Origin of the sequence: Streptomonospora sp. PA3 (genome assembly GCF_009728995.1) — a bacterium.
GTDB lineage: Bacteria > Actinomycetota > Actinomycetes > Streptosporangiales > Streptosporangiaceae > Streptomonospora.
In genome coordinates this window covers 458,863-481,707 of the sequence record NZ_VTZW01000016.1, presented here as the reverse complement: position 1 = coordinate 481,707, position 22,845 = coordinate 458,863, and the positions used below count along the sequence as shown (strand labels likewise).

General features: G+C 76.1%; 20 protein-coding genes and 1 riboswitch. Of the genes, 14 read left to right on the top strand and 6 right to left on the bottom strand.

Features of this window, described 5'->3' with window-relative positions:
* The first annotated feature begins 37 nt into the window (after nt 1–37).
* Nucleotides 38–2,131, top strand: a complete 2,094-nt coding sequence (locus tag FZ103_RS18600) for a putative cobaltochelatase (RefSeq protein ID WP_186356499.1) — start codon at nt 38–40, stop codon at nt 2,129–2,131.
* 75 nt (nt 2,132–2,206) lie between these two features.
* Nucleotides 2,207–2,809, top strand: coding sequence for a cob(I)yrinic acid a,c-diamide adenosyltransferase (gene cobO / locus FZ103_RS18595; protein ID WP_156002838.1), 603 nt, complete (start codon nt 2,207–2,209; stop codon nt 2,807–2,809).
* Nucleotides 2,810–3,605: 796 nt separating this feature from the next.
* Here the strand turns inward: cobO and FZ103_RS18590 are convergent.
* A complete protein-coding gene (locus tag FZ103_RS18590) occupies nt 3,606–4,190 on the bottom strand; it encodes a GNAT family N-acetyltransferase (protein WP_255430097.1) in 585 nt (194 codons plus the stop codon).
* Nucleotides 4,187–5,578, bottom strand: coding sequence for a cobyrinate a,c-diamide synthase (locus tag FZ103_RS18585; RefSeq protein ID WP_343233603.1), 1,392 nt, complete (start codon nt 5,576–5,578; stop codon nt 4,187–4,189). The genes FZ103_RS18590 and FZ103_RS18585 overlap by 4 nt, the downstream gene beginning before the upstream one ends.
* Before the next feature lie 301 nt (nt 5,579–5,879).
* Here FZ103_RS18585 and cobI point away from each other — a divergent pair, with 301 nt between their 5' ends.
* The 6 genes from cobI to FZ103_RS18555 all read left to right on the top strand — a co-directional run bounded on the left by cobI (nt 5,880) and on the right by FZ103_RS18555 (nt 12,245).
* Nucleotides 5,880–6,623 (top strand): precorrin-2 C(20)-methyltransferase, encoded by a 744-nt coding sequence (cobI, locus tag FZ103_RS18580; protein WP_156002836.1) that lies wholly within the window; start codon nt 5,880–5,882, stop codon nt 6,621–6,623.
* A gap of 95 nt (nt 6,624–6,718) precedes the next feature.
* The gene (gene cobM, locus FZ103_RS18575; RefSeq protein ID WP_156003003.1) at nt 6,719–7,564 is read left to right on the top strand and encodes a precorrin-4 C(11)-methyltransferase; all 846 of its coding nucleotides are present in this window, start codon (nt 6,719–6,721) and stop codon (nt 7,562–7,564) included.
* A gap of 4 nt (nt 7,565–7,568) precedes the next feature.
* Entirely contained in the window at nt 7,569–8,798 is a 1,230-nt protein-coding gene (locus tag FZ103_RS18570) for a cobalt-precorrin-5B (C(1))-methyltransferase (RefSeq protein ID WP_343233593.1), read from the top strand.
* Nucleotides 8,795–10,039, top strand: coding sequence for a precorrin-6y C5,15-methyltransferase (decarboxylating) subunit CbiE (cbiE, locus tag FZ103_RS18565; RefSeq protein WP_156002835.1), 1,245 nt, complete (start codon nt 8,795–8,797; stop codon nt 10,037–10,039). Before FZ103_RS18570 ends, cbiE begins: the two co-directional genes overlap by 4 nt.
* Nucleotides 10,040–10,048: 9 nt before the next feature.
* Nucleotides 10,049–11,821, top strand: coding sequence for a precorrin-3B C(17)-methyltransferase (gene cobJ / locus FZ103_RS18560; RefSeq protein ID WP_156002834.1), 1,773 nt, complete (start codon nt 10,049–10,051; stop codon nt 11,819–11,821).
* Between the two features lie 85 nt (nt 11,822–11,906).
* Nucleotides 11,907–12,245, top strand: coding sequence for a hypothetical protein (locus tag FZ103_RS18555; protein WP_156002833.1), 339 nt, complete (start codon nt 11,907–11,909; stop codon nt 12,243–12,245).
* 120 nt (nt 12,246–12,365) lie between these two features.
* Here the strand turns inward: FZ103_RS18555 and FZ103_RS18550 are convergent, their stop codons facing one another.
* The 4 genes from FZ103_RS18550 to FZ103_RS18535 are packed head-to-tail and all read right to left on the bottom strand — an operon-like array spanning nt 12,366 to nt 15,112.
* The gene (locus tag FZ103_RS18550; RefSeq protein WP_186356498.1) at nt 12,366–13,238 is read right to left on the bottom strand and encodes an ABC transporter ATP-binding protein; all 873 of its coding nucleotides are present in this window, start codon (nt 13,236–13,238) and stop codon (nt 12,366–12,368) included.
* A complete protein-coding gene (cbiQ, locus tag FZ103_RS18545) occupies nt 13,235–13,987 on the bottom strand; it encodes a cobalt ECF transporter T component CbiQ (protein ID WP_186356497.1) in 753 nt (250 codons plus the stop codon). Before cbiQ ends, FZ103_RS18550 begins: the two co-directional genes overlap by 4 nt.
* A gap of 9 nt (nt 13,988–13,996) precedes the next feature.
* Entirely contained in the window at nt 13,997–14,374 is a 378-nt protein-coding gene (locus FZ103_RS18540) for an energy-coupling factor ABC transporter substrate-binding protein (RefSeq protein WP_156002832.1), read from the bottom strand.
* Between the two features lie 3 nt (nt 14,375–14,377).
* The gene (locus FZ103_RS18535) at nt 14,378–15,112 is read right to left on the bottom strand and encodes an energy-coupling factor ABC transporter permease (protein ID WP_156002831.1); all 735 of its coding nucleotides are present in this window, start codon (nt 15,110–15,112) and stop codon (nt 14,378–14,380) included.
* Nucleotides 15,113–15,141: 29 nt separating this feature from the next.
* A riboswitch (cobalamin riboswitch) is annotated at nt 15,142–15,351 on the bottom strand.
* A 159-nt stretch (nt 15,352–15,510) separates the two neighbouring features.
* Between FZ103_RS18535 and FZ103_RS18530 the strand changes: the two genes are divergently transcribed.
* The 6 genes from FZ103_RS18530 (at nt 15,511) to cobA (ending at nt 22,831) form a co-directional block, all read left to right on the top strand.
* The gene (locus tag FZ103_RS18530; RefSeq protein ID WP_156002830.1) at nt 15,511–15,711 is read left to right on the top strand and encodes a 4Fe-4S binding protein; all 201 of its coding nucleotides are present in this window, start codon (nt 15,511–15,513) and stop codon (nt 15,709–15,711) included.
* 52 nt (nt 15,712–15,763) lie between these two features.
* Entirely contained in the window at nt 15,764–16,354 is a 591-nt protein-coding gene (locus tag FZ103_RS18525) for a precorrin-8X methylmutase (protein WP_186356496.1), read from the top strand.
* Nucleotides 16,355–16,603: 249 nt separating this feature from the next.
* Complete coding sequence (locus FZ103_RS18520) at nt 16,604–17,545, top strand: sirohydrochlorin chelatase (RefSeq protein WP_156002829.1); 942 nt, start codon at nt 16,604–16,606, stop codon at nt 17,543–17,545.
* Nucleotides 17,535–18,590: an Rv2231c family pyridoxal phosphate-dependent protein CobC gene (gene cobC, locus FZ103_RS18515; RefSeq protein ID WP_156002828.1), complete on the top strand. Its 1,056-nt coding sequence runs from the start codon at nt 17,535–17,537 to the stop codon at nt 18,588–18,590. Before FZ103_RS18520 ends, cobC begins: the two co-directional genes overlap by 11 nt.
* 112 nt (nt 18,591–18,702) lie before the next feature.
* Nucleotides 18,703–21,321, top strand: a complete 2,619-nt coding sequence (gene cobT, locus FZ103_RS18510; RefSeq protein ID WP_156002827.1) for a nicotinate-nucleotide--dimethylbenzimidazole phosphoribosyltransferase — start codon at nt 18,703–18,705, stop codon at nt 21,319–21,321.
* A gap of 199 nt (nt 21,322–21,520) precedes the next feature.
* Nucleotides 21,521–22,831 carry a uroporphyrinogen-III C-methyltransferase gene (cobA, locus tag FZ103_RS18505; RefSeq protein WP_343233592.1) on the top strand — a complete coding sequence of 437 codons (1,311 nt, stop codon included), beginning with the start codon at nt 21,521–21,523 and terminating at the stop codon, nt 22,829–22,831.
* The last annotated feature ends 14 nt before the right edge of the window (nt 22,832–22,845 follow it).

Sequence of the window (22,845 nt, the reverse complement as noted above, 5' to 3'; positions counted from 1 at the left end):
TATGGGCGTGGACTCCCGAGGAAGGATCGTGAACCGCGTGAGCGCTCCTGCTCGCTACCCGTTCAGTGCGGTCGTCGGCATGGACGACCTGAAACTCGCGCTGCTGGTCAACGCCGTCTCCCCGGCCGTCGGGGGCGTCCTGGTCCGCGGCGAGAAGGGCACCGCCAAGTCGACGGTGGTGCGCGCGCTGGCGGCGCTGCTGCCCGACCTCGACGTCGTCGAGGGCTGCCGGTTCGGCTGCGACCCCGCCGACCCCGACCCGGAGTGCCCCGACGGCCCGCACGCCGACTCCGCGGTGCCCGCGGAACGCCCGGCGCGGCTGGTGGAGCTGCCGGTCGGCGCCAGCGAGGACCGGCTGGTGGGCTCGCTGGACATCGAGCGGGCGCTGACCGAGGGCGTCAAGGCGTTCGAACCGGGCCTGCTCGCCGAAGCCCACCGCGGCGTCCTCTACGTCGACGAGGTCAACCTGCTGCACGACCACCTCGTCGACCTGCTGCTGGACGCCGCCGCCATGGGCACCTCCCATGTGGAGCGCGAGGGCGTCTCGGTGCGCCATGCCGCCCGGTTCCTGCTGGTGGGCACCATGAACCCCGAAGAGGGCGAACTGCGGCCCCAGCTGCTGGACCGCTTCGGGCTCACCGTGGAGGTCGCCGCCACCCGCGACCCGCAGCTGCGCGCCGACGTGGTGCGCCGCCGGCTCGCCTTCGAGAGCGACCCCGAGGGATTCGCCGCCGGCTACGCCCGGGACGAGGCCGAGCTCGCCGGCCGCATCCTGGCCGCCCGCAAGCGCCTGCCCGGTGTGGTGCTGACCGACGCCGCACTCCGCCAGGTCACGGCGGTCTGCGCGGCCTTCGACGTCGACGGGCTGCGCGCCGACATCGTCACCGCGCGGGCCGCCATGGCGCTGGCCGCCTGGCGCGACCACGCGGAGGTCACCGCCGACGACGTGCGCGACGCCGCCCGCCTGGCGCTGCCGCACCGCCGCAGGCGCGATCCCTTCGACGCGCCCGACCTGGACGAGGACCGGCTCCAGGAGGCGCTGGACCAGGCGGGTGATGCCGACCCAAAAGGCCAGGGGGAGCCGCCGGAGGGTGACGGCCCCGACGACGACCCCGGCGGCGGTGGCGGCCGGGGCTCCGGCGGCGCCGAGGCCGAGGGAACCGAATCCGGCGCGGGCGAGCAGGCCCCCGGCGAGCGGCCCGGCGAAGCCGAGCACGACCCCGCCGGCCCCGAGCGGCCGCATGAGGGCGGGGCCGGTGAGGACACCGGGACCGGCGAGCAGCGGCAGCCGCGGCCGCAGGACCCCGACCAGGGGCGGCGCGCGGAGGTCGGCGAGACCTACCGCCCGCGCCTGTTCAGCCTCAGCGGCGTCGGCCAGGGCGCGCCGGGCCGCCGCTCCCGCGCCGAGACCCCCTACGGCCGCACCTCGGGCGCGCGCGTGCCCCGCTCCGCGGTGCACGGCCTGCACCTGACGGCGACCCTGCGCGCGGCGGCACCCCACCAGCGCGCCCGCGGCCGCACCGATCCCGGCCTGCTCGTGCGGTCGGGTGACCTGCGCGAGGCGGTACGCGAGGGGCGCGAAGGCAACCTCGTGCTGTTCTGCGTGGACGCCAGCGGCTCCATGGCCGCCCGGGAGCGGATGCGCGCCGTCAAGGGCGCGGTGCTGAGCCTGCTGACGGACGCCTACCAGCGGCGCGACAAGGTCGGGCTGGTCACCTTCCGCGGCGCGGGCGCCCAGGTGGAGCTGCCGCCGACCTCCTCGGTCGAGGCCGGCGCGCGCCGGCTGCGCGAGCTGCGCACCGGAGGGCGCACTCCGCTGGCGGCGGGCCTGATGCGCGCATCCGACGTGCTGCGCGTCGAACGGCTGCGCGACCCCAGCCGCCGCCCCCTGCTGGTGGTGGTGACCGACGGGCGCGCCACCCGCGGGGGGCTGGAGGACGCGCTGCGCGCCGGAGCGCGGATCGGCGCCCGCGGCGTGCACGGCATCGTCGTGGACTGCGAGTCCGGGCCGGTGCGCCTGGGCCTGGCCGCGCGCCTGGCCGCCGAGATGGGCGGCGAGTCGGTGCGCCTGGAGGAGCTGGGCGCCGACGCGCTGAGCGGCCTGGTGCGCTCCACCCGCCGCGCCGCCTGAACACCGGCGGGCAAAGGACCCGCTCCCTCGGCCGCGCGTCGGCCGATCACCTGAGAACCGAGGAGAACAGAACGCATGCCGCAGGGCAAACCCGCCTACGTGCCCGACGACGGGCTGACCACCCGGCAGCGCCGCAACCGGCCGCTGCTGATCGTGCACACCGGTCCTGGCAAGGGCAAGTCGACCGCCGCGTTCGGACTGGCCACCCGCGGCTGGTCGCAGGGCTGGGACATCGGCGTGTTCCAGTTCGTCAAGTCGGCCAAGTGGCGCATCGGGGAGGAGCGCGCGCTGCGCGTGCTCGGCGGGTCCGGCGAGGGCGGCCGCGTCGACTGGCACAAGATGGGCGAGGGCTGGTCGTGGATCCAGCGGCCGGGTACCGAGCAGGACCACGCCGCCGACGCCGCCGAAGGCTGGGCCCAGATCAAGCGGGACCTGGCCGCCGAGTCCTACCGGCTCTACGTCCTCGACGAGTTCACCTATCCCATGAAGTGGGGCTGGGTGGACGTGGACGATGTGGTCGAGACTCTGACCGGGCGCACGGGGCAGCAGCACGTCGTGATCACCGGCCGCGACGCCGACCCGCGCTTGCTGGAGGCCGCCGACCTCGTCACCGAGATGGCCAAGGTCAAGCACCCCATGGACGCCGGGCAGAAGGGCCAGCGCGGCATCGAGTGGTGATGTGGCGGTGGGGCGGTCCCGCCCGTACCGGATGCCGCCGCCCGCCCCACCGCCGCGGCACGGTTGCCGGCGTTCCGATCTCGGCTCCGCCGTCGAGAGCGCCTGCCCGCCCACGCTCGGCGCGACCGCTCAGCGTCGACCGAACGGCGTCGCGCCTACGTCTTTAAGAAGTCGGTCACCACAGCGGTTGTGGCAATGGAGGCCGGGTTGCGCGAACCCCACCCGTCACCCGCCGCCGCACCTGACGGAGGCGCTTCGCGCCGCGTGCTTGTCTGCCTGTCGCCCGTGACTGCCCCTGCGTCCTGTTTAGGGAGTCGGTCACCACAGCGGTTGCGGCAATGGGGCTGTGATGCGCGCAGCGCTGGGCGCCAGCTTGCCGCCGAGCGCACGGCGCACTTTTGTACTGGAGGCCCGCCACCGGTGGTGCGGCTCCACCTGGGAGGGACTGCGTGCGCTCGGCGGCAAGAAAACACGTGACGCGAAGCGTCTCCGTTGGGGTGGTGGCGGGCTGACGGGCGGGCCGCGCTACGCGAGGCGCGCCCATTGCCGCAACCCCGATGGTGGCCGCCCCACGTGGTACCCGGTGAGTTCCTGGAAAGCGGCGCTGCCGGTCATGAACACGACCTAACGGAGGCGCTTCGCGCCACGTACCTATTCAGAGCCGGCTTGCCGCCGAGCGCACGGTGCACCTTTGTCGCGGAGGCCGGCCATCGGTGGCACGGCTTCGATGGCGGCCGCCCCAGGCGGTATCCGGTGGGTTCCCGGAAGCCGCGCCCCCGCCGTTCTGAAACACGGCCTACCCGGCGGCCAGATCCGCGGGGACGAGGCTGTAGACGGCCAGGTCGCTGCGGCCTTCATGCAGGGGCATCGCGTTGCGTTCGGTTCCCTCGTAGGTGAACCCGGCCTTCTCGGCCACGCGCCGCGACGCGGTGTTGGGCGCGGCCGCCTTCAGCTCCACCCGCTCGAAGTTCTGGTCGTTGAGCGCCCACCGGGAGACGGCCACGACCGCCTCGGTGGCCAGGCCGCGTCCCCGTGCCCACGGCGCCAGCCAGTAGCCGACCTCGGTCGAGCGGGCGCGCCACAGGGTGCGGGTGAGGCCGATCGAGCCGGCGTAGGAGCCGGTCCCGGCCTCGATGACGGCCCACTGCTGGCCGTCGCCGCCCACCCGGGCCTGCGGCGCGCCCACCAGGCACCAGTTCTCGGCGTCGGCGCGGGTGTAGGGCGCTCCCGGGCGGGGCAGCGGCAGCCAGCGCTGCACCTGGGGGTCGGTGATGCCGCGGTAGACCGCCTCGATGTCGTCGCGGGTGTGCGCCCGCAGCAGGAGCCGGTCGGTGCGCAGCACCACCGAAGGCATGATCGGCGATTCGGCCGCGTCGTTCATCGGGACATCCCCTCGCTGTGGGCGCGCGCCGCCCGCAGGAACCGGGAGGCGATCGCGGGATTCCCGGCCCAGTGGACGTGCAGATAGGAAGCGCTGATGGTGTCAGAGGCGAACCCCTCGCCGCCACGGGAATTCCATTGCCACGCCGGCCGGGGCCCCGAACGCGGCTCGACCACCGTGCGGTGGAACTCGTGGCCGCGCACCCGGGTGCCCGCCCGCGCCAGCAGGGTGTCGGCGACCGCCACGGCGGAGCGGTAGCCCAGCGTCAGGGAGCCGCTCATGGTGGCGTCGGCGGGCAGCACGCCGCACATCGGCGCCCCGTCCAGGCTGCGCGACAGGTAGAGCAGCCCGGCGCACTCGGCGGCGACCGGGGCGCCGCGCGCGGCCAGCGCAGCGACCTCGGAGCGCAGCGCCGCGTTCGCCGACAGCTCGGCGGCGTGCACCTCGGGGAACCCGCCGCCGACTACAAGCGCGTCCGTCGGCTCGGGGAGCGATTCATCGCTCAGCGGGTCGACGGTGCGCACCTCGGCTCCGCCGGCGCGCAGCAGCTCCTCCTGCTCGGTGTAGCCGAAGGTGAAGGCCGGACCGCCGAAGACGGCGACGCGCGGCGCGCGCGAGCCCGCACGCGCCTCCGCCGCGCCCGCGGCCTCCGCCGCCGCAGCGCCGGGATCCCACGGCTCGCCGACAAGGGGAGGGGCCGCGCGGGCCACGGCCGCAACGGCGTCCAGATCGCAGGACGCGGCCACCAGTGCGCCCAGCTCCCGCACGGCCCGGCGCGCCTCGCCGGCCCGCTCGGCGGCGGGGATCAGACCGAGGTGGCGCGAGGGCGTGTGCACCTCCGCACGCCGCCGGACCGCCCCAAGCACCTCGGTGCCCGTGTCCTCCAGCGCGGTGCGCAGGATGCGCTCGTGGCGGTCGGAGCCCACGCGGTTGAGCACGACCCCCGCGACGCGCACGCGCGGGTCGTAGGTGCAGAAGCCGTGCACCAGGGCCGCCACCGACCTGGCGCTGCGCGAGGCGTCGACCACCAGCACCACGGGCGCGCCGAGCAGCGCGGCCACATGCGCGGTGGAGCCCGGGTCCCCGGGGCCGGCGAAGCCGGCGGAGTCGGCCGCGCCGTCGAACATCCCCATCACGCCCTCGACGACCGCGATGTCGGCGCCGGCCGCCCCGTGCAGGAACAGCGGCACGACGCGCTCCTCGCCGCAGAGCACCGGGTCCAGGTTGCGCGGCGGCCGATCGGTGGCCAGCGCGTGGTAGCCGGGGTCGATGTAGTCGGGGCCCACCTTGTGCCCGGACACCCGGTCGCCGCGCGCCGCCAGCGCGGCCATGAGGCCGGTGGCGACGGTGGTCTTCCCACTGCTGGACGCCGGAGCCGCGATCACCACACGCGGTATCACGGGCACGCGCCTCGTCCTCCTCGCACTCGCGGCATCACCGGACCTCGCCGCCGGGCAGGCGGCAACTGGCCATGGTAGGCGCGGCGGAGGCCGCCTCGGCACTCCGGGCGTGCTCGCCGACCGGCGCCCGGGGGCGGGCCCGCCCCCGGCCGGGCCCACAGCCGCCCGATACGCTGGCCGCGGCCCCCGCAGCCGCAGCGGGCCCACCGGCCGGCTCCGGCGCGGTGGAGGCCCGCGGGACGCGGCCGGCGGGCGCATCAGGCAATCCGGGCGAATAGGAAGCGGTGGTATGGGCACGGGCGGACGGCTGGTCGGGGTCGGCGTCGGACCGGGGGATCCCGAGCTGGTGACGGTCAAGGCGGTGCGGCGCCTGCGCGAAGCCGACGCCGTGATCGTGCCGGTGCTGGCCGGCGGCGAGCCGGGCCGGGCCGAGGCGACCGTGCGCGCCCACGTCGACGCCGCGCGCATCGAGCGAGCCGTGTTCGCGCTCAACGACCGCGGCGGAGTCAGCGAGCGCCGGGCGCGCGCCTGGGACGAGGCGGCCCGCGCCGTCCTGCGGCACTTCGACGCGGGAGCGGCCACCGTGGCCTTCGCCACCATCGGCGACCCCAACGTCTACTCGACCTTCACCTACCTGGCGCAGACGGTGCGGGAGGCCGCGCCGGAGACCGAGGTCGAGACCGTGCCCGGCGTCACGGCCATGCAGGACCTCGCCGCGCGGGCCGGCCGCGTGCTGGTCGAGGGCAGCGAACCCCTCACCCTGATGCCGGCCACCGGCGGCCTGGAGCGGCTGCGCAGCGCACTGGACTCCGATGCCACCGTGGTCGCCTACAAGTTCGGCCGGTTCGCGCCGCAGGTCGCCGGCGCGGTGCGCGAGTCCGGCCGCGGCGACGACGCCGTCTACGGAGCCCGCCTGGGCCTGCCCGACGAGCACATCGCCCCGCTTCGCGAACTGAACGGGGCCGACCTGCCCTATCTGTCCACGCTCATCGCGCCCGCGCGCCGGCACGGCCGGCGCGGCGGCAAGCTGTGAGCCCCGGCGCGAGGGGACGGCGCGCGCCGCACCGCGGCGGCGGCGCGGACCGCGCCGCCCGACCGACCGACGACGAGAGGTGAGTGAACGAGCGCATGGCCAGCCAGCCGAGCAGTGAGCACAGCAGCGGGACCGGCACGGGCGCGGTGGTCTTCGTCGGCGCCGGCCCGGGCGCCGCGGACCTGCTCACCATCCGCGCGGCCCGCGCGATCTCCTCCGCCGACGTGGTGATCTGGGCGGCCAGCCTCGTCCACGAGGACGTGCTCGAACACGCCCGCCCCGGCGCCGAGATCGTCGACTCCGCGAAACTGCCCATGGAAGGCGTGCTGCCCTACTACCGCCGCGCCGCCGAGGAGGGCCTGCGCATCGCCCGCATCCACTCCGGCGACCCGGCGCTGTGGGGTGCCGTGCAGGAGCAGGTGGAGGTCTGCGCCGACCTCGGCCTCGACGTCGAGATCATCCCGGGTGTCTCCAGCTTCAGCGCGGTCGCCGCGATCGCCGGGCGCGAGCTGACCGTCCCCGAGGTCGCCCAGTCGGTCATCCTGACCCGGCTGGGCGGCGGCAAGACGCCCATGCCCGAGGGCGAGGAGGTCCGCGAGTTCGCCCGGCACGGCACCACGATGGCGCTGTTCCTCTCGGCGGCGCGCTCGGGTCGGTTGCAGGAGGAGCTGATCGACGGCGGCTATCCGCCCGAGACGCCGTGCATCGTCGCCTACCAGGCCACCTGGCCCGAGGAGCTGATCGTCCACTGCGAGCTGGGCGAGCTGGAGGCCACCGTCAAACAGCACCGGCTGTGGAAGCACACCCTGGTGCTGGTGGGCCCGGCCCTCGGCGCCGGAGGGACCCGCTCGCACCTCTACCACCCCGGCCACTTCCACACCCACCGCCGGGCCGACCGCGAGGCGCGCCGCGCGCTGCGCGAGGCGCGTCGGGGAGCTTAAAGCCGTGTCCGAGACCCAGCGGCCCCGCAGCGGCGACGGGCCCCGGCCCGCCCCCGGCGCGGCCGAGGAGCCCCAGCCGCGCGAACCCGACCTGCCGCGCACGATGAAGGTGCGCCAGAAGGCGCTGCGCACCGGCTGGACGACGGGCACCTGCGCCTCGGCGGCCGCCAAGGCCGCCGCGGCGGCGCTGGTCACCGGCGAGCCCGCGGAGGTCGTGGAGGTGGCGCTGCCCTCGGAGCGGCGCGTCACCTTCGCGACCGAGCGCTGCGCCGTGATCGAGCCGGGCCGCCGGGCCGAGGCGGTCGTGGTCAAGGACGCCGGCGACGACCCCGACGTCACCGACGGCGCGCACATCACCGCCACCGTCACCCGGCGCCCGGAACCCGGCGTCGAGCTGGACGGGGGTGTCGGGGTGGGGGTGGTCACCCGCCCCGGCCTGGGCCTGGAGCTGGGCGGCCCGGCCATCAACCCGGTGCCCGCGCGGATGATCCGCCAGGCCGTGGGCGAGGTCGCCGACACCGGCGGGGCCGGGCTGCGGGTGGTCATCAGCGTGCCCGAGGGCGAGAAGATGGCGCGCAAGACCACCAACGCCCGGCTGGGGATCCTCGGCGGTATCTCCATCCTCGGAACCACCGGAATCGTGCGGCCCTTCTCCACCGCCTCCTGGCGGGCCAGCGTCGAGCAGGCCGTATCCGTGATGGCCGCCCAGGGCGAGGACACCCTGGTGCTGTGCACCGGCGGACGCACCGAGAAGGGCGCCGTGCTCCTGCACCCGGACCTGCCGCGGGTGTGCTTCGTGGAGGTCGGCGACTTCACCGGCGCCGCGATGCGCCGCGCCGTGGAGTACGGCCTGGCGCGCGTCGTCTTCGTCGGGATGGCGGGCAAGCTCACCAAGCTGGCGTCGGGCGTGCTGATGACCCACTACACGCGCTCCAAGGTCTCCACCGAGCTGCTGGGCACCGTCACCCGGCGGGTCGGCGGGGGAGAGGACTTGGCCGCCGAGGTGGAGGCCGCCAACACCGGCCGCCACGCCTACGAGATCTGGGAGCGGGCCGGCCTGCTGGAGCCGGCCGGGACGGAGCTGTGCCGGCGCGTCGCCGACGTCCTGACCCGCTTTACCGAGGGCGCCCTGGAGGTGGAGGTCGCCATGGTCGACTTCACCGGGCAGCGGGTCGTCGCCGCCCACCCGCGGCTCGGGCGCGGCGAGCACGCGCCGGAGGACGCGCACGGATGATCACCGTCATCGGGCTCGACGGCGGACCGCTGGAGCGGCGGGCCGCCGAAGCGCTGTCGGCGGCGGTGTGCGTCGCCGGCGCCCAGCGCCACCTCGACGCCGTCGGCGAGCACATCGGCGGCGGCGCCCAGCGGGTGCCCATCGGCGACCTGCACGCCGCCACCGAAGCCGTGCTGGCCGCGCCGGGACCCGCCGCGGTCCTGGCCTCGGGCGACCCCGGGTTCTTCGGTGTGCTGCGCAGCCTGCGGGCGCGCGGCGCCCGGCCCGCGGTGATCCCCGCGGTCTCCTCGGTCGCCACCGCCTTCGCGCGCATCGGCCTGCCTTGGGACGACGCCGTGGTCGTCTCGGCGCACGGCCGCGACGACTCCGGACGCGGCGTGCGGCGCGCGCTGGCCGCCGCGCTGGCCCACCCCAAGGCGGCCGTGCTCACCGCGCCCGGCGGCTCGGGCCCCGAGGCGTTCCTGCCCGAGCTGCTGCGCGCCGGACGGGAGGTCCACGTCGCCCAGCGGCTCGGTGCGCCCGACGAGGAGGTCGTGCGCCTGGCGCCGGGGCAGGACGCGCCCGAACGCGCCTGGGCCGCCCCCAACGTGGTCCTGGCCGTGGATCCCGAGCGCGCCGTCGCGCCCGCCATGGCCTGGCTGCCCGGCCACCAGGGCGCGCCGCCGGAGTGGGCACTGCCCGCCGACTCCTTCGAGCACCGCGCCTCCCTGATCACCAAACCGGAGGTGCGGGCGCTGGCCCTGGCGCGGTTGGCGCCGCGGCCCGGCACCGTCGTGTGGGACGTGGGCGCCGGCAGCGGATCGGTCGCCGTGGAGTGCGCGCGCTTCGGCGCCCGCGCCGTCGCCTTCGAGCGCAACCCCGCCGACTGCGCCCGCATCGGCGCCAACGCCCGCGCCCACGGCGTCGCGGTCGAGATCCGCCAGGGCGAGGCAGCCGCCGAAATTCCGGCCGCCGCCGCGCGCCTGGCCCCGGACGCGGTGTTCGTCGGCGGAGGAGACGACTCCGTCGCCGCCGCGGTCTGCGCCCGCCGGCCCGAGCGGATCGTCGCCGCGCTCGCCTCCCTCGACCGCATCCGCCCCTTGCACGACATGCTCGCCGCCGCCGGCTACACCGTCGACGGCACCCAGCTCCAGGCCTCCCGCCTGGCGGGCCTGCCCAGCGGTTCGCTGCGGCTGGCCGCGGCCAACCCGGTGACCCTGCTGTGGGGCACCCGGCCGGCACCGCCCCGCCCCTCGATGTGAAAGGCAACGATGACCGACAGCGCCCCCATCGGCGTCATCGCCGCGACCGAGCGCGGCCGCACCGCGGCCGCGCGCCTGGCCGCGGCCTGGCCCGGACGGGTCCGCACCTTCACCGAAGACCGCGCGGGCGAGGCGCTGCGCGCCGCCTTCGCCGAATGCGGCGCGGTGGTGGCCTTCCTGGCCGTGGGGGCGGCCGTGCGGGCGCTGGCGCCGGTACTCGGCGACAAGCACACCGACCCGCCGGTGGTCTGCGTCGACGAGGCGCTGCAGCACGCGGTGGCGGTGCTGGGCGGCCACCACGGCGGCAACGACCTGGCCAGCGGCGTCGCCGGCGTGCTGGGCTGCCAACCGGTGGTCACCACCGCCAGCGACGCCGCCTCCACCGCGGCGCTGGACTCCTACGGCGCGGACCTGGGCTTCGCCGTCGCCGACCCGGCGCCGCTGGCCTCCGCCGGCGCCGCGCTGCTGTCGGGGCGGCCGGTGCGGGTGGAGTCCGACCAGGCCTGGCCGCTGCCGCCGCTGCCGCCCAACGCCTCGCCGCAGACCCCGCCGGAGTCGGCGGCGGCCGTGCTGCGCGTCACCGACCGGACCGCGCCGCCGTGCGCCGAGACCGTGCCGGCCGTCACCTACCGCCCGCCCTCCCTCGTGGTGGGTGTCGGCTCGGCGCGCGGCGCCGCGGCCGAGGAGGTCGGGGCGCTGATCGACGCGTCCCTGGACGAGGCGGGCCTGGCCCCGGCCTCGGTACGCGCTCTGGCCACCGTCGACGTCAAGGCGGACGAGGAGGGCATCCTGCGCGCCGCCCGCGATCGCGGCTGGCCGGTGCGCGTCTTCGCCGCCGCCGACCTGGCCGGGGTCGAGGTGCCCAACCCCAGCGAGGCGGTGCGCGCCGAAGTGGGCACGCCCAGCGTCGCCGAGGCCGCCGCCCTGCGCGCCGCGGCCGACGACGGCGCAGGTGCCGACCTCGTGGCGGCCAAGCGCAAGTCGGCCAACGCCACCGCTGCCGTGGCCCGCCTGCGGCCCCGCGGGCGCCTGGCCCTCGTCGGTCTCGGGCCGGGCGCCCGCGACCTCGCGGCCCCCCGCGCGCTCGCCGAGCTGCACCGCGCTTCGGTCGTCGTGGGCCTCGACCAGTACCTCGACCAGGTACGCGACCTGCTGCGCCCCGGCACCCGCGTCCTGGCCAGCGGCCTGGGCCAGGAGGAGGAGCGCGCCCGCACCGCTGTGGGCGAGGCGCGGGCAGGCGCCGCCGTGGCGCTCATCGGCTCGGGCGACGCCGGGGTCTACGCCATGGCCAGTCCCGCGCTGGACTTCGCGGGCGCCGACATCGACGTGGTGGGCGTGCCCGGGATCACGGCCGCCGTCGCCGCGGCGCACCGGCTCGGCGCGCCCCTGGGCCACGATCACGCCTACATCTCGCTGTCGGACCTGCACACCCCCTGGGAGGCGATCGAGCGCCGCGTGCGGGCCGCCGCCGAAGGCGACTTCACCGTGTGCTTCTACAACCCGCGCAGCCGCCGCCGCGACTGGCAGCTGCCCGAGGCGCTGGACATCCTCGCCCGGCACCGGCCGCCGCAGACGCCGGTGGGCCATGTCCGCAACGCCGCCCGCGACGACGAGCGCGCCGTCGTCACCACACTGCAGGCGATGCGCGAGGGCGGCGCCGAGGACGTGGACATGTACACCGTGGTACTGGTGGGCAGCTCCGCCAGCCGCACCGTGGCCGGCCGCTTCGTCACCCCGCGCGGCTACACCTGGCGCAGCGCCGCGGATGAGACCGTGCCCTAGCCCTGTCCGGAAGCGCCGTCCCCCTTAGACTGTGGCCTCCGCCCTCGGGCGGCCGCGGCCTGCAACACCGCTGGAGGAAGGCGCCATGGCCACCACACCCCCCGCCCGCACCACCGACCTGCGCGCGGAGATCGCCACCGCGATCTCCACCGGACGCGAACTCGGCCCGGAGTTCGACACCGCGATCGCCGACTCGCTGGCCACGCGCATGGAAGCGGAGACCGCACCCAAGCGCGAGGGGGAGCACGGGCACCCCGGCTCCGCCACGCGCAGCGCACGGACGCTCAGGGTCGCCGGGTGGGGCGCGCTCGGTATCGCCGCCGCAGCCTGGGCGGTCGAGTCCACCCCCGAGGCAGTGCCGCCGTGGGCGATCCTCGCCGTGGTCGCGATCGTGCTGCACGTGGTGCGAACCTGGCGGTCCTGACACGCCGTCCAGCGTGGGGCTCGCAACCGTGCACCCCCGTCGGGCGAGCCGTCGGGATGGCGCCCCACCGCACTTCCGGGGCGGCGGCTCGCCGGTTTCCCCGGCTGATGCCCGGGCCCGTCATCCCTTCCGGTCGCCCAGCAGCCGCGCCGCCTCCTCGGGGGTGGCCGGATCGGGCGCTCCGGGGGCCAGCAGGCCCGCCGCCCGCAGCGCCCGCCCGGCCGCCGGTGCCCAGGCCGGGCGCAGGCGGGCGGCCGACAGCAGGCCGGGATCGGCGAGGACCTCGCGGGCCGGGCCGGCGGCCAGCAGTCCCCGGTCGAGCAGCAGCACCGTCTCGGCCCACCGGTAGGCCAGGTCGACGTCGTGGGTCGAGAGCACCAGCGTGGTGCCCGCGGCGCGCAGCCCCTCCAGCGTCGCCAGCAGCGACTCCACCCCCTCGGGATCCAGCCCCGCGGTGGGTTCGTCCAGCACCAGCACCGAGGGCCGCATCGCCAGCGCGCCCGCCAGCACCACGCGCTTGCGCTGGCCGTAGGAGAGCAGGTGGGTGGGCTGGTCGGCCAGGTCGGTGATCTCCAGCGCCTCCAGGGCCCAGGCGACCCGCTCGCGCGCCGCCCGGGCGTCCAGGCCCAGGTTGAGCGGGCCGAAGGACACGTCCTGGGTGACGCTCGCGGAGAACAGCTGGTCGTCGGGGTCCTGGAACACCAGCTGGACCCTGCGCCGCAGTTCGGCCAGCGCGCGGCGGCCGCGCCGCACCCGCTCGCCGCTCACGTAGATCTCCCCCGCGTCGGGGGTCAGGCTGCCCGAGAGCAGCCGCAGCAGAGTCGTCTTGCCGCCCCCGTTGGGGCCGAGGACGCCCACGACGGCGCCGGAGTCGATGCGCACGTCCAGCCCGGTGAAGACCGGGGAGGTGTCGGGGTAGCAATAGGAGAGCCCGCGCCCGGCCAGAGCCGCGGGCGGGGCGGCGGTGGTGTCGCCGCCGGAGGCGGTGGTCACAGGCCTGCTCCCAACTGGTAGTTCACGGCCGCCGCGGCCACCAGCAGCGGCGGCGCGGCGGCGGCGAGAACGGCGGCGGGCCGCAGGGACAGCTCCTCGACCAGGACGGTCAGCTCGCCGGTGTAGCCGCGGCACTCCAGGCCGCGCTGCATCCGCCGCGCGCGGTCGTAGGAGCGCACGAACAGAGCCGCACCCAGCGACCCCGCCGACCGGGTCCAGGCCCGCCGATTGGCATAACCCAGCCGCCCGGCCTGGCCTGCGTGGATGCGCCGGGCGCTGTCCAGGGTGACGAACAGCATGCGGTAGATCAGCGCGACCACCTCCACGAGCACCGCCGGCAGCCCGATGCGCGTCAGCCGGGGCAGCAGGTCGGCCAGCGGCGTGGTGAAGGCGAACAGCAGCTGGCAGCAGATCGCCGCCGCGGCCCGCCCGGTGACCTCGGCGGCCCGCGCCGGTCCGGCGGGGTCCAGGGCGACGATCTGCTGCGGCCCACCGACGCTCACCAGCAGCGCCAGCGACCCGGTGAGGACGAACAGCAGCGGCCCCCAGGCAGCGCGCAGGAACGCGGCGGGCGACACCCGCGCCGGGCCGAAGGCGGCGGCCAGGGCGACCGCCGCCACCAGCGGCGCGGCCGGCCAGGTGGGCAGCGCCAGCGCGCACACCAGCAGGCCGCCGAAGAACACGCCCTTGACGGTGGGATGGAGCCGCCGCCACGGACTCCGGTAGGCGGCGGCGTCGATGGCGAGCACGGGGTGCCGCTACCGTTCGGCGGAACCGGGCTCCGCCTCCGCCGAACGGGCGGCGTCCGCGGCGTCCGGCGCATCCGGCGCCTCGGCCCGGGGCCTGGCGAGCTTGGTGCGGGTGCGCACGACCCCGAAGAAGTAGCCGATGAACCCGGCGCCGATCGCGGCCTGCAGCGCGAAGATGCCCGACTCGATCTCGGCGGACGGAGGCTCGTAGATCGGTGCGAACCACGGCTCGTAGCCCTCGTCGACCTCGGTCACGGTGCTCTTGGCCTGGGCGTCGGCACCGGCGAAGGGCTCCTCCAGGTGGTTTCCCGAGCCGATGAGCAGGGGCAGCGCGGCGATCAGCGCGGCGAGCGCGATCAGCATCCAGGTGGTCGTGGTCTTCGGCATGCCTCAGCCCGCCTTCTCTTCGGTCGCTTCGGTGGAGGCGGTCGGCGCCGCCGCGGCGGGCCTGCGCAGCACGCCCAGCCGGCGCAGCTGGTCAGGAGTGACGCGGACCAGCATCCGCACGAGCACCACGGTGATCAAGCCCTCGATCACGGCCAGGGGGATCTGGGTCAGCGAGAAGATGCCGGCGAAGGTGGCGAAGGAGCCCAGGAAGCCGGAGGCGGGGTCGGGGAAGGCCAGGGCCAGTTGGACGCTGGTCGTCGTGTAGGTGGCCAGGCTGCCCAGCGAGGCCGCGCAGAACACGGCCAGACCCAGGGAGGTCTGCTCGCCGGCCGAGGCGGTGGCCGAGCGGACGAGCCGGTAGGCGCCGTAGGCGGTCCACGGCCCCACCACGGCCATGGAGAAGGCGTTGGCGCCCAGCGTGGTCAACCCGCCGTGGGCCAGCAGCAGCGCCTGGAACAGCAGCGTGATCGTGCCCAGCACGGCCATGACCGGCGGGCGGAACAGCACCGCGCCCAGGCCGGCGCCGGTGGGGTGGGAGCAGCTGCCGGTGACCGAGGGGATCTTCAGCGCCGACAGCACGAAGCAGAACGCTCCGGACGCGCCGATCAGGAGTTTGGCGTCGGGGTCGGCGCGGACCGCGTGCGTGAGCGAGCGGATGCCGTGTGCGACGAAGGGAGCCGCGGCGGCGGTCCAGGCCGCGGCGTGCTGCCAGGGCAGAAAGCCTTCAGCGATATGCATATCGGAGGACCCAACTTCCAGCACCTCGTGGACGGTCGTCACGCCGTGGCCGGTCTCCTGGCTGACGGGTCGTCGCCCTCCGCCGGCCTTCCCAGGGGCAGCATCGCTGATGCCCCCAGTGGCCTGCACCGACCGGCCGCGCCGGCGGCGGTCGGGGCGTCGGACTTCCCGCTCACAGTGGCGAGGGCCGCGCCGGTTTCGAACCGGACTTCCCGAACACCACGGCCCAATGAACGTACGGCGCCAGCGGCGGATCCGCAATACCGGGCAGCGGGCGCGCACGACCGGAATCCTGCCCGAAAGGCCGTGTACGCTGGGCGAGCGCCGCCCCCGCGGGGCCGCCGCGCCGCGACGGTGGCACCGGTCTCACCCGCCGGCGCACGAGTGAAGGAGGCGCTTTGGCCGACCCCGCCGAGCCGATCGCGCCGGTGGCTGTGACATCGTCGTGCACCGCCTGCGGAGCCTGCCTGCTGTCGTGTCCGGAGCACGCGCTGCGGCCGCGGGGCGGGCGCCTGGAGGTGCTGGGCGAGCGGTGCACAGGCTGCCTGGAGTGCGTGGAGGTCTGCCCGGCCGACGCGATCGCCGTCCTGGCAGGCTGAGCGTGCCCAAGGCGCGCCGAACCGAGCACGAGACCGACGGGGGGAGACGACGGTGGAGCGCAACGTGCATCCCATCGAGGCCGAGTCCTTCGCCATCCTGCGCTCCCGCGTCGATCTGGGCCGACTGCCGCCGCTGAGCCGCGCCGTGGCCGAGCGGGTCATCCACTCCAGCGCCGACCTGGACTATGCGACCGACCTGGTGATCGACGACACCGCCGTCGAGAAGGCCGCGCAGCGGCTGGCCGAGGGTGCGCCGGTGGTGACCGACGTCGCGATGGTCGCGGCGGGAATCACCGCCCGCGACTGCGTGTGCCACATCTCCGACCCCCGCGCAGCACGGCTGGCGCGCACCGCCGGGATCACCCGCTCGGCCGCCGCGGTGCGCAGCGCCTACTCCGAGGTCGGGCCGGGCGCGGTGTGGGTGGTGGGCTGCGCGCCCACGGCACTGGTCGAGATCATCGCCCGCCGGGTCGAGCCCGCCCTGGTCATCGGTTTGCCCGTGGGCTTCGTCGGTGCCGCCGAGTCCAAGGCGGAACTGCGCGCCAGCGGCCTGCCGCAGGTGAGCAACGTCTCAGAGAAGGGCGGATCGGCCGTCGCCGCTGCGGCGCTGAACGCTCTGCTGTACGGTCCCGTACCCGAATGAGCGGTGCGCCCGCCGGCGCGCCGCCGCGGCCGCGGGCCGGGAGGCGGCCGGAAGTCGACCGGAGAGGAGGAGCCCGCCGCTACCGAACCGGCGGTCGGCCCGATACGGTGCCGAGCCGACCGCACCCGGCAGCGTTTCCCGCACCCCGCGCACCGCCGTCGCTGCGCGGCTCTTCCCCCGACCACGAGAAGTCGGACCGTGCTGCCCCGCAGCCGGTCCGAAACACCCCACTCACCGGTTAGGACTCGGATGCAACCCCCTTTGCTGCTTGTCGGACACGGAACCCGCGACGACAAGGGCGTGGCGGACTTCGAGGCGTTCGTCGAGCGCCTGGGCCGGCGCCTCGCGGACCGCGAGGTCGCCGGGGGCTTCATCGAACTCTCGCCGCCCCCGCTCACCGACGCCGTGCGCGACCTCTACGCCAAGGGCCACCGCCGCATGGTCGCCCTGCCGCTGATGCTCGTGGCCGCGGGCCACGCCAAGGGCGACATCCCCGGCGCCCTCGCCCGCGAGAAGGAGCGCCACGCCGGCTTCGACTACGCCTACGGCCGCCCGCTCGGCCCCCACCCCACCGTGCTGCGGCTGCTCGCCGAGCGCCTGGAGGAGGTGCTCGACACCGAGCAGGCGGCGGCCGGCACACAAGACCCGGCGGCGGCCCCGACCGAGCCCACGGCGGTCCTGCTGGTGGGCCGCGGCTCGACCGACCCCGACGCCAACGCCGAGGTGTGCAAGGTCGCGCGGCTCCTCCAGGAAGGGCACGCCGCCGTGCGCGGCGTGGACTTCGTCGAGCCCGCCTTCATCTCGCTCGCGCGGCCGAGTGTCCCCGAAGGGCTGGAGCGCATCCGCCGCCTGGGCGCCCGGCGGATCGTGGTGCTGCCCTACTTCCTGTTCTCCGGGGTGCTGCCCGACCGCGTCGCCGACCAGGCCCTCGACTACGCGGGCGAGCACCCCGGGCTCGACATCCGCTGCGCGCAGGTGATCGGCGACTGCGACGGGCTGGCCGACGTCATCGCCGAGCGCTACGACGAGGCCCGGGCCGGCGACATCCGGATGAACTGCGACACCTGCGTCTACCGCATCGCGCTGCCCGGATTCGAGGACAAGGTCGGCGCGGCCCAGACGCCACACCACCACCCCGACGACCCCGCGCACGGCCACGGCCACGGGCATGGGCACGGCCATGGGCACTGAGGCGCCCGGCCGCGCCGCCGCCGGGAGCCGCGGCCCCGACCTGCGCCACCATGGCGACGCCGAGACCGGTCCCGACCTGCTCGACTTCGCCGTCAACGTGCGCGCCGGCGCCCCGCCGCCCTGGCTCGCCGAGCGCATCGCGGCGTCGCTCTCCGGCGTCGCGGCCTACCCCGACCCGGCGCCCGCCCGCGAGGCGGTGGCCCGCCGGCACGGCCGCGACCCCGCCGAGGTGCTGCTGACCGCCGGGGCCGCCGAGGCGTTCGTGCTGCTCGCGCGGGTTCTGCGGCCCAGGCGCGCCGTCGTGGTCCATCCGCAGTTCACAGAGCCCGAAGCCGCACTGCGCGCCGCCGGCCACCCCGTCGAGCGGGTCGTGCTGGAGGCGCCGCGCTTCGAGCTCGACCCGGAAGCCGTGCCCGCCGACGCGGACCTGGTGATGGTGGGAAACCCCACCAACCCCACCTCGGTGCTGCACCCCGCCGGAGTCGTCGAGCGCCTTGCCCGGCCCGGCCGCGTGCTCGTCGTCGACGAGGCCTTCGCCGACTGCGTCCCCGGCGAGACCGAGTCGCTGGCCGCGCGCACCGGCGCACCCGGACTGGTGGTCGTGCGCAGCCTCACCAAGACCTGGGGGCTGGCCGGGCTGCGCGCCGGCTACGTGCTCGCCGACACGGGCACCGTCGGGCGGCTGGCCGCGGCCCAGCCGCTGTGGTCGGTGTCAACGCCCGCGCTCGCGGCCACCGCCGCCTGCTGCGAACCGCGGGCGCTGGCCGAGGCCGAGGAGTGGGCCCGCGGGCTGGCGGTCCGGCGCAGCGAGTTCGCCGCGGACCTGGCCGATTGCGGCCTGCACGTCACTCCCGCCGCCGCGGCCTCGTTCCTGCTGGTCAAGGCCGAGAACGGGGAAGACCTGCGGTTGCGCCTGCGCGAGGCGGGAATCGCCGTCAGACGCGGCGACACCTTCCCCGGCCTGGGCCCCGACTGGCTGCGGGTGGCGGTGCGGGATCGGGAGACCTCCCTACGGCTGACGCGGACTCTGGCAGAGTTGCGGTGAGATCGCCGCAGCAGCGGGTCGCTGCGCGGCGTGGTGAGGATGGCGAGGTACGTGTGTCCATTGCTGACGAGCGCCGGCGGATCGTGCCGCCGGCACGCCTTGGAGAGACGGCATGAGCGGTGAGGACCGGCGCCACCGAGGCGCCGACGAGGGACGCGAGCCGGCGTCCAAAGGGCTGCTCGACGACCTGCCCGAGACCGGGCGCGGATCGGGGGCCGCACCCTCGCCCGCCCCCGGGCCGCGCTCCGGCGAGCAGCGCCCCAACCCCTTCCACACCCCGGCCGACCGCCGGCGCGGTGACAGCGGCGACGCGGGCAGGGCGCCCCGGACGCAGCCCAACGTGATCCCCTTCCGCGGCGCCGGCCACGACCGCGACCAGGACCGCGCATCCGAGCAGGCCCGCCACCGCCAGCCCCGCGAACAGGAGCGGCCCGAGCCGTCCGAGTACCCGGATGAAGGCGAGCAGCGCGAGCGGACCGAGCGCGGCCGCGAAGGCGACGGCCACCGGGAGCAGGCGCCGCCGGCCGGGCCGCAGCCCGTGGGCGGGCACGCCGAGCACCGCGGCGCAGCGCCCGCCGCCGGGCGGGCCCCGGCGCCGGAGCGCGGGCCCGAGCCCGCCTCCGCCCCCGAGTACTCGCGCCCGGCCGCGCACCGGCCGCAGTCCAGGCCCGCTCCGATGGCTCCGCAGTACCCGCCGCCCTCCCGGCCCGCCGACTCCCGGCCCGCGGACCGCGGCGCACCCGCCGGCCGCGCCGCGCCGGGCGCGCCCGAACCCTCGCCCGAACCACGGTCGCCCGCCCCGCGCGGCGCCGACGACACCGGACCACCGACCCCGAGCGAAGACGGCACTCCTGTGAACGCACACGCCGCAGCCTCCTACCCCGAGCACCACGACGACCGAGCCGGGCGGGGCGCCCAGGAGCCCTCCGCCCGCGAGGAGCAGCAGCCCCGGCAGACCCAGGCCGCTCCCGCGCACGAACCCGCCCGCGCCCCCGCGCCGGGCGCCCACGCCTACGGCGAGGCCGAGCGCGAGGCGGTCTACCGCGCCATCCGCGAGCGCCGCGACGTGCGCATGGGATTCCGCGCCGACCCCGTCCCCGACGACGTGCTGCGGCGCGTGCTGGACGCCGCCCACCGCGCGCCTTCGGTGGGCTACTCCCAGCCTTGGGACTTCATCGTCGTCCAGGACGAGGACGTGCGCGCCCGCGTGCAGAAGCTCGTGCAGACCCAGCGCGAGTCCTACGCCCGAGCGCTGCCCGGCGCCCGCGCCCGCGCGTTCTCCGGGCTCAAGGTCGAGGCCGTCCTCGACACCCCCGTCAACATCGTGGTGACCGTCGACCCGACCCGCGGCGGCCGCCACACCCTGGGCCGCCACTCCCAGCCGCAGACGGCCGCCTACTCGGCCGCGCTGGCCGTGGAGAACCTGTGGCTGGCCGCGCGGTCGGAGGGCCTGGGCGTGGGCTGGGTCAGCTTCTTCGACGAGCGGGAGTTCGCCGCGTCGCTGGACCTGCCGCCGCACCTGGAGGTCGTGGCCTACCTGTGCGTCGGCTACGTCGAGGACTTCCCGCCCGAGCCGGAGCTGGCCATGGGCGGCTGGGCGCGCGGCCGCCCGCTGCACTGGGCCGTCCACCGCGAGCACTACGGCCGCCGCGGCCTGCCCGGGCAGGCCGCAACGAGTCTGCTGGAGGAGACGATCGCGGCCATCGGCCCCCTGAACCAGAGAGCCCTCAACGAGGCGGAGGAGCGCCAGGCCGCCATGACCAAGCCTCCGGGCTCGCTGGGCGTGCTCGAAGAGGTCTCGGTGCGGCTGTCGGGCCTGGCCGGCGAGTGCCCGCCGCCCATCCCCGAGCCCGCGGCGGTGGCGATCTTCGCCGGCGACCACGGAGTGCACGCCCAGGGCGTCACCTCCTGGCCCCAGGAGGTCACCGCGCAGATGGTGCACAACTTCCTGGCCGACGGCGCCGTGGTCAACGCCTTCGCCGAGCAGGTGGGCGCCGAGGTCACCATCGTCGACGTGGGCGTGGCCGCCGACCTGCCGACCGTGCCCGGCCTGCTGCCGCGCAAGGTCGCCCGCGGCACGGCCGACTTCACCCGCGGTCCCGCGATGAGCCGCACCCAGGTGGACTACGCCATCGAGGCGGGCATCGAGGTGGCGCGCGACCTGGTCTCGGCCGGCAACCGCTGCCTGATCACCGGCGACATGGGCATCGCCAACACCACGCCCTCGGCCGCGCTCGTCTCCGCCTTCACCGGCGCCGATCCCGCCGAGGTCACCGGTCGCGGCACCGGCGCCGACGACGCGGCGCTGGAGCACAAGATCGACGTGGTGCGGCGCGGGCTGGCGGCCAACGAGATCGATCCCTCCGATCCCGTGGGCGTGCTGGCGGCGGTGGGCGGCTTCGAGCACGCCGCGCTGAGCGGGTTCATCCTCGGAGCCGCGGCGCTGCGGGTGCCGGTCCTGCTCGACGGGGTGATCGCGGGCGCGGCGGCCCTGGCGGCGGCCGCGATGGAGCCGCTCTCCCTCAACGCCTGCTTCGCCGGCCACCGCTCCACAGAACCGGGCCACGCGGCGGTGCTCGACCACATCGGGCTGCGCCCGCTGGTCGACCTGGAGATGCGGCTGGGCGAGGGGTCGGGCGCGCTGCTGGCGCTGCCGCTCCTGCAGGGGTCGGTCCGCGCGCTGCGCAACGTGGCCACCTTCGATGCGGCGGGAGTCTCCGAGCGCGGCTGAGGGGGCCGCGCGTATTAGAGTTGAAGAGTCGAACGCGGCATGAGGGCGTGCGCCGACAGGAGACGCAACACAAGCGTGATCCCCGTCTGACACGGTGAAACCGGATCCCGCCGTGCGATCCGATCCGCGGCCAATCGCGGGCACCGGCGCGCCCCGGCGGGGCCGCGGACACACGGTGCGGATCTGGAGGGCAGCCTCGGTGACCTATCTTCTCGGCCTGCGGATGGACGGACGCGAGGCGCTGGTCGTGGGCGGCGGCCGGGTCGCCCAGCGCCGCGTGCCCGTCCTGCTGGAGTCGGGAGCCCGCGTCACCCTCGTGGCGCCCGAGGCCACCGCCACGCTGGAAGGGCTCGCCGACGCCGGGCGCATCACCTGGCACCGGCGCGCGTTCCAGGCGGGCGACGTCGCCGGGCAGCGCCTGGGCCGCTTCTGGCTGGTGCACGCCGCCACCGACTCCGCCGAGGCCAACGCCGCGGTGGCCGCCGAGGCCGAGGCCGAGCGGGTCTGGTGCGTCCGCGCCGACGACCGCCACGCCTCGGCGGCCTGGACACCGGCCACCGGCGGTGCGGCCGGCGTCAGCGTGGGCGTGGTCGCCAACGGCGATCCCCGCCGCGCGGCCGGGATGCGCGACGCCGTCGTCGAGGGCCTGGCCGACGGCTCCCTCGACGCCCGGCGCGGCCGCGAACGCCACCGCGGCGTCGCCCTCGTGGGCGGCGGGCCCGGAGACCCCGGGCTCATCACGGTGCGCGGGCGCCAGCTGCTCACCCAGGCGGACGTGGTCGTGGTCGACCGGCTCGCCCCCAACTCGCTGCTGGACTCGCTGCCGGGCGACGTCGAGATCGTCGACGCCGCCAAGATCCCCTACGGGCGGTCGATGACCCAGGAGGACATCAACCGCACGCTGGTCGACAACGCCCGCGCCGGCCGGTTCGTCGTCCGGCTCAAAGGCGGCGACCCCTTCCTGTTCGGGCGCGGCGGAGAGGAGGCCGCGGCATGCGCCGAGGCGGGGGTGCCGGTCACGATCGTGCCTGGAATCACCAGCGCACTGGCCGCCCCCGCCGCCGCGGGGATCCCGGCCACCCACCGGGGCGTCGCCCAGGAGGTGCACGTGGTCTCCGGCCACGTGCCGCCGGGCGATCCCCGCTCCACCGTCGACTGGCCCGGACTGGCCCGTTCAGGCGGTACCGTCGTTGCCCTGATGGCCGTCGAGCGGATCGAGGCCATCGCCGCGGCGCTGATGGAGCACGGGCGGGCGCCACAGACCCCGGTTGCGCTCGTCCAGGAGGCCACGATGCCCACCCAGCGCACGATCAGGGCCACCCTGGCCACCGCCGCGCGCACCGTCCGCGAGGCCGAGGTGCGCCCGCCCGCCGTGATCGTCATCGGAGAAGTGGTCAACGTGGCCCGCGGACTTGACATACTGCACATGGGGCGCGCTGATCCGGGGACCGGCAGCGCCTCCGCCGATGCCGCCGTCGGCGATCCACCCGAGGGGAATCGCATCTTGTGACAGCGACGACCGAT

Bases quoted from the DNA above. Each gene is read 5' to 3' on its own strand.
- cobO (WP_156002838.1), top strand. From the start codon at position 2,207: ATGCCGCAGGGCAAACCCGCCTACGTGCCCGACGACGGGCTGACCACC.
- cbiE (WP_156002835.1), top strand. From the start codon at position 8,795: ATGATCACCGTCATCGGGCTCGACGGCGGACCGCTGGAGCGGCGGGCC.
- FZ103_RS18520 (WP_156002829.1), top strand. From the start codon at position 16,604: ATGCAACCCCCTTTGCTGCTTGTCGGACACGGAACCCGCGACGACAAG.
- cobM (WP_156003003.1), top strand. From the start codon at position 6,719: ATGGCCAGCCAGCCGAGCAGTGAGCACAGCAGCGGGACCGGCACGGGC.
- cobI (WP_156002836.1), top strand. From the start codon at position 5,880: ATGGGCACGGGCGGACGGCTGGTCGGGGTCGGCGTCGGACCGGGGGAT.
- FZ103_RS18555 (WP_156002833.1), top strand. From the start codon at position 11,907: ATGGCCACCACACCCCCCGCCCGCACCACCGACCTGCGCGCGGAGATC.
- cobT (WP_156002827.1), top strand. From the start codon at position 18,703: ATGAGCGGTGAGGACCGGCGCCACCGAGGCGCCGACGAGGGACGCGAG.
- cobC (WP_156002828.1), top strand. From the start codon at position 17,535: ATGGGCACTGAGGCGCCCGGCCGCGCCGCCGCCGGGAGCCGCGGCCCC.
- FZ103_RS18590 (WP_255430097.1), bottom strand. From the start codon at position 4,190: ATGAACGACGCGGCCGAATCGCCGATCATGCCTTCGGTGGTGCTGCGC.
- FZ103_RS18540 (WP_156002832.1), bottom strand. From the start codon at position 14,374: ATGCCGAAGACCACGACCACCTGGATGCTGATCGCGCTCGCCGCGCTG.
- cobJ (WP_156002834.1), top strand. From the start codon at position 10,049: ATGACCGACAGCGCCCCCATCGGCGTCATCGCCGCGACCGAGCGCGGC.
- FZ103_RS18535 (WP_156002831.1), bottom strand. From the start codon at position 15,112: ATGCATATCGCTGAAGGCTTTCTGCCCTGGCAGCACGCCGCGGCCTGG.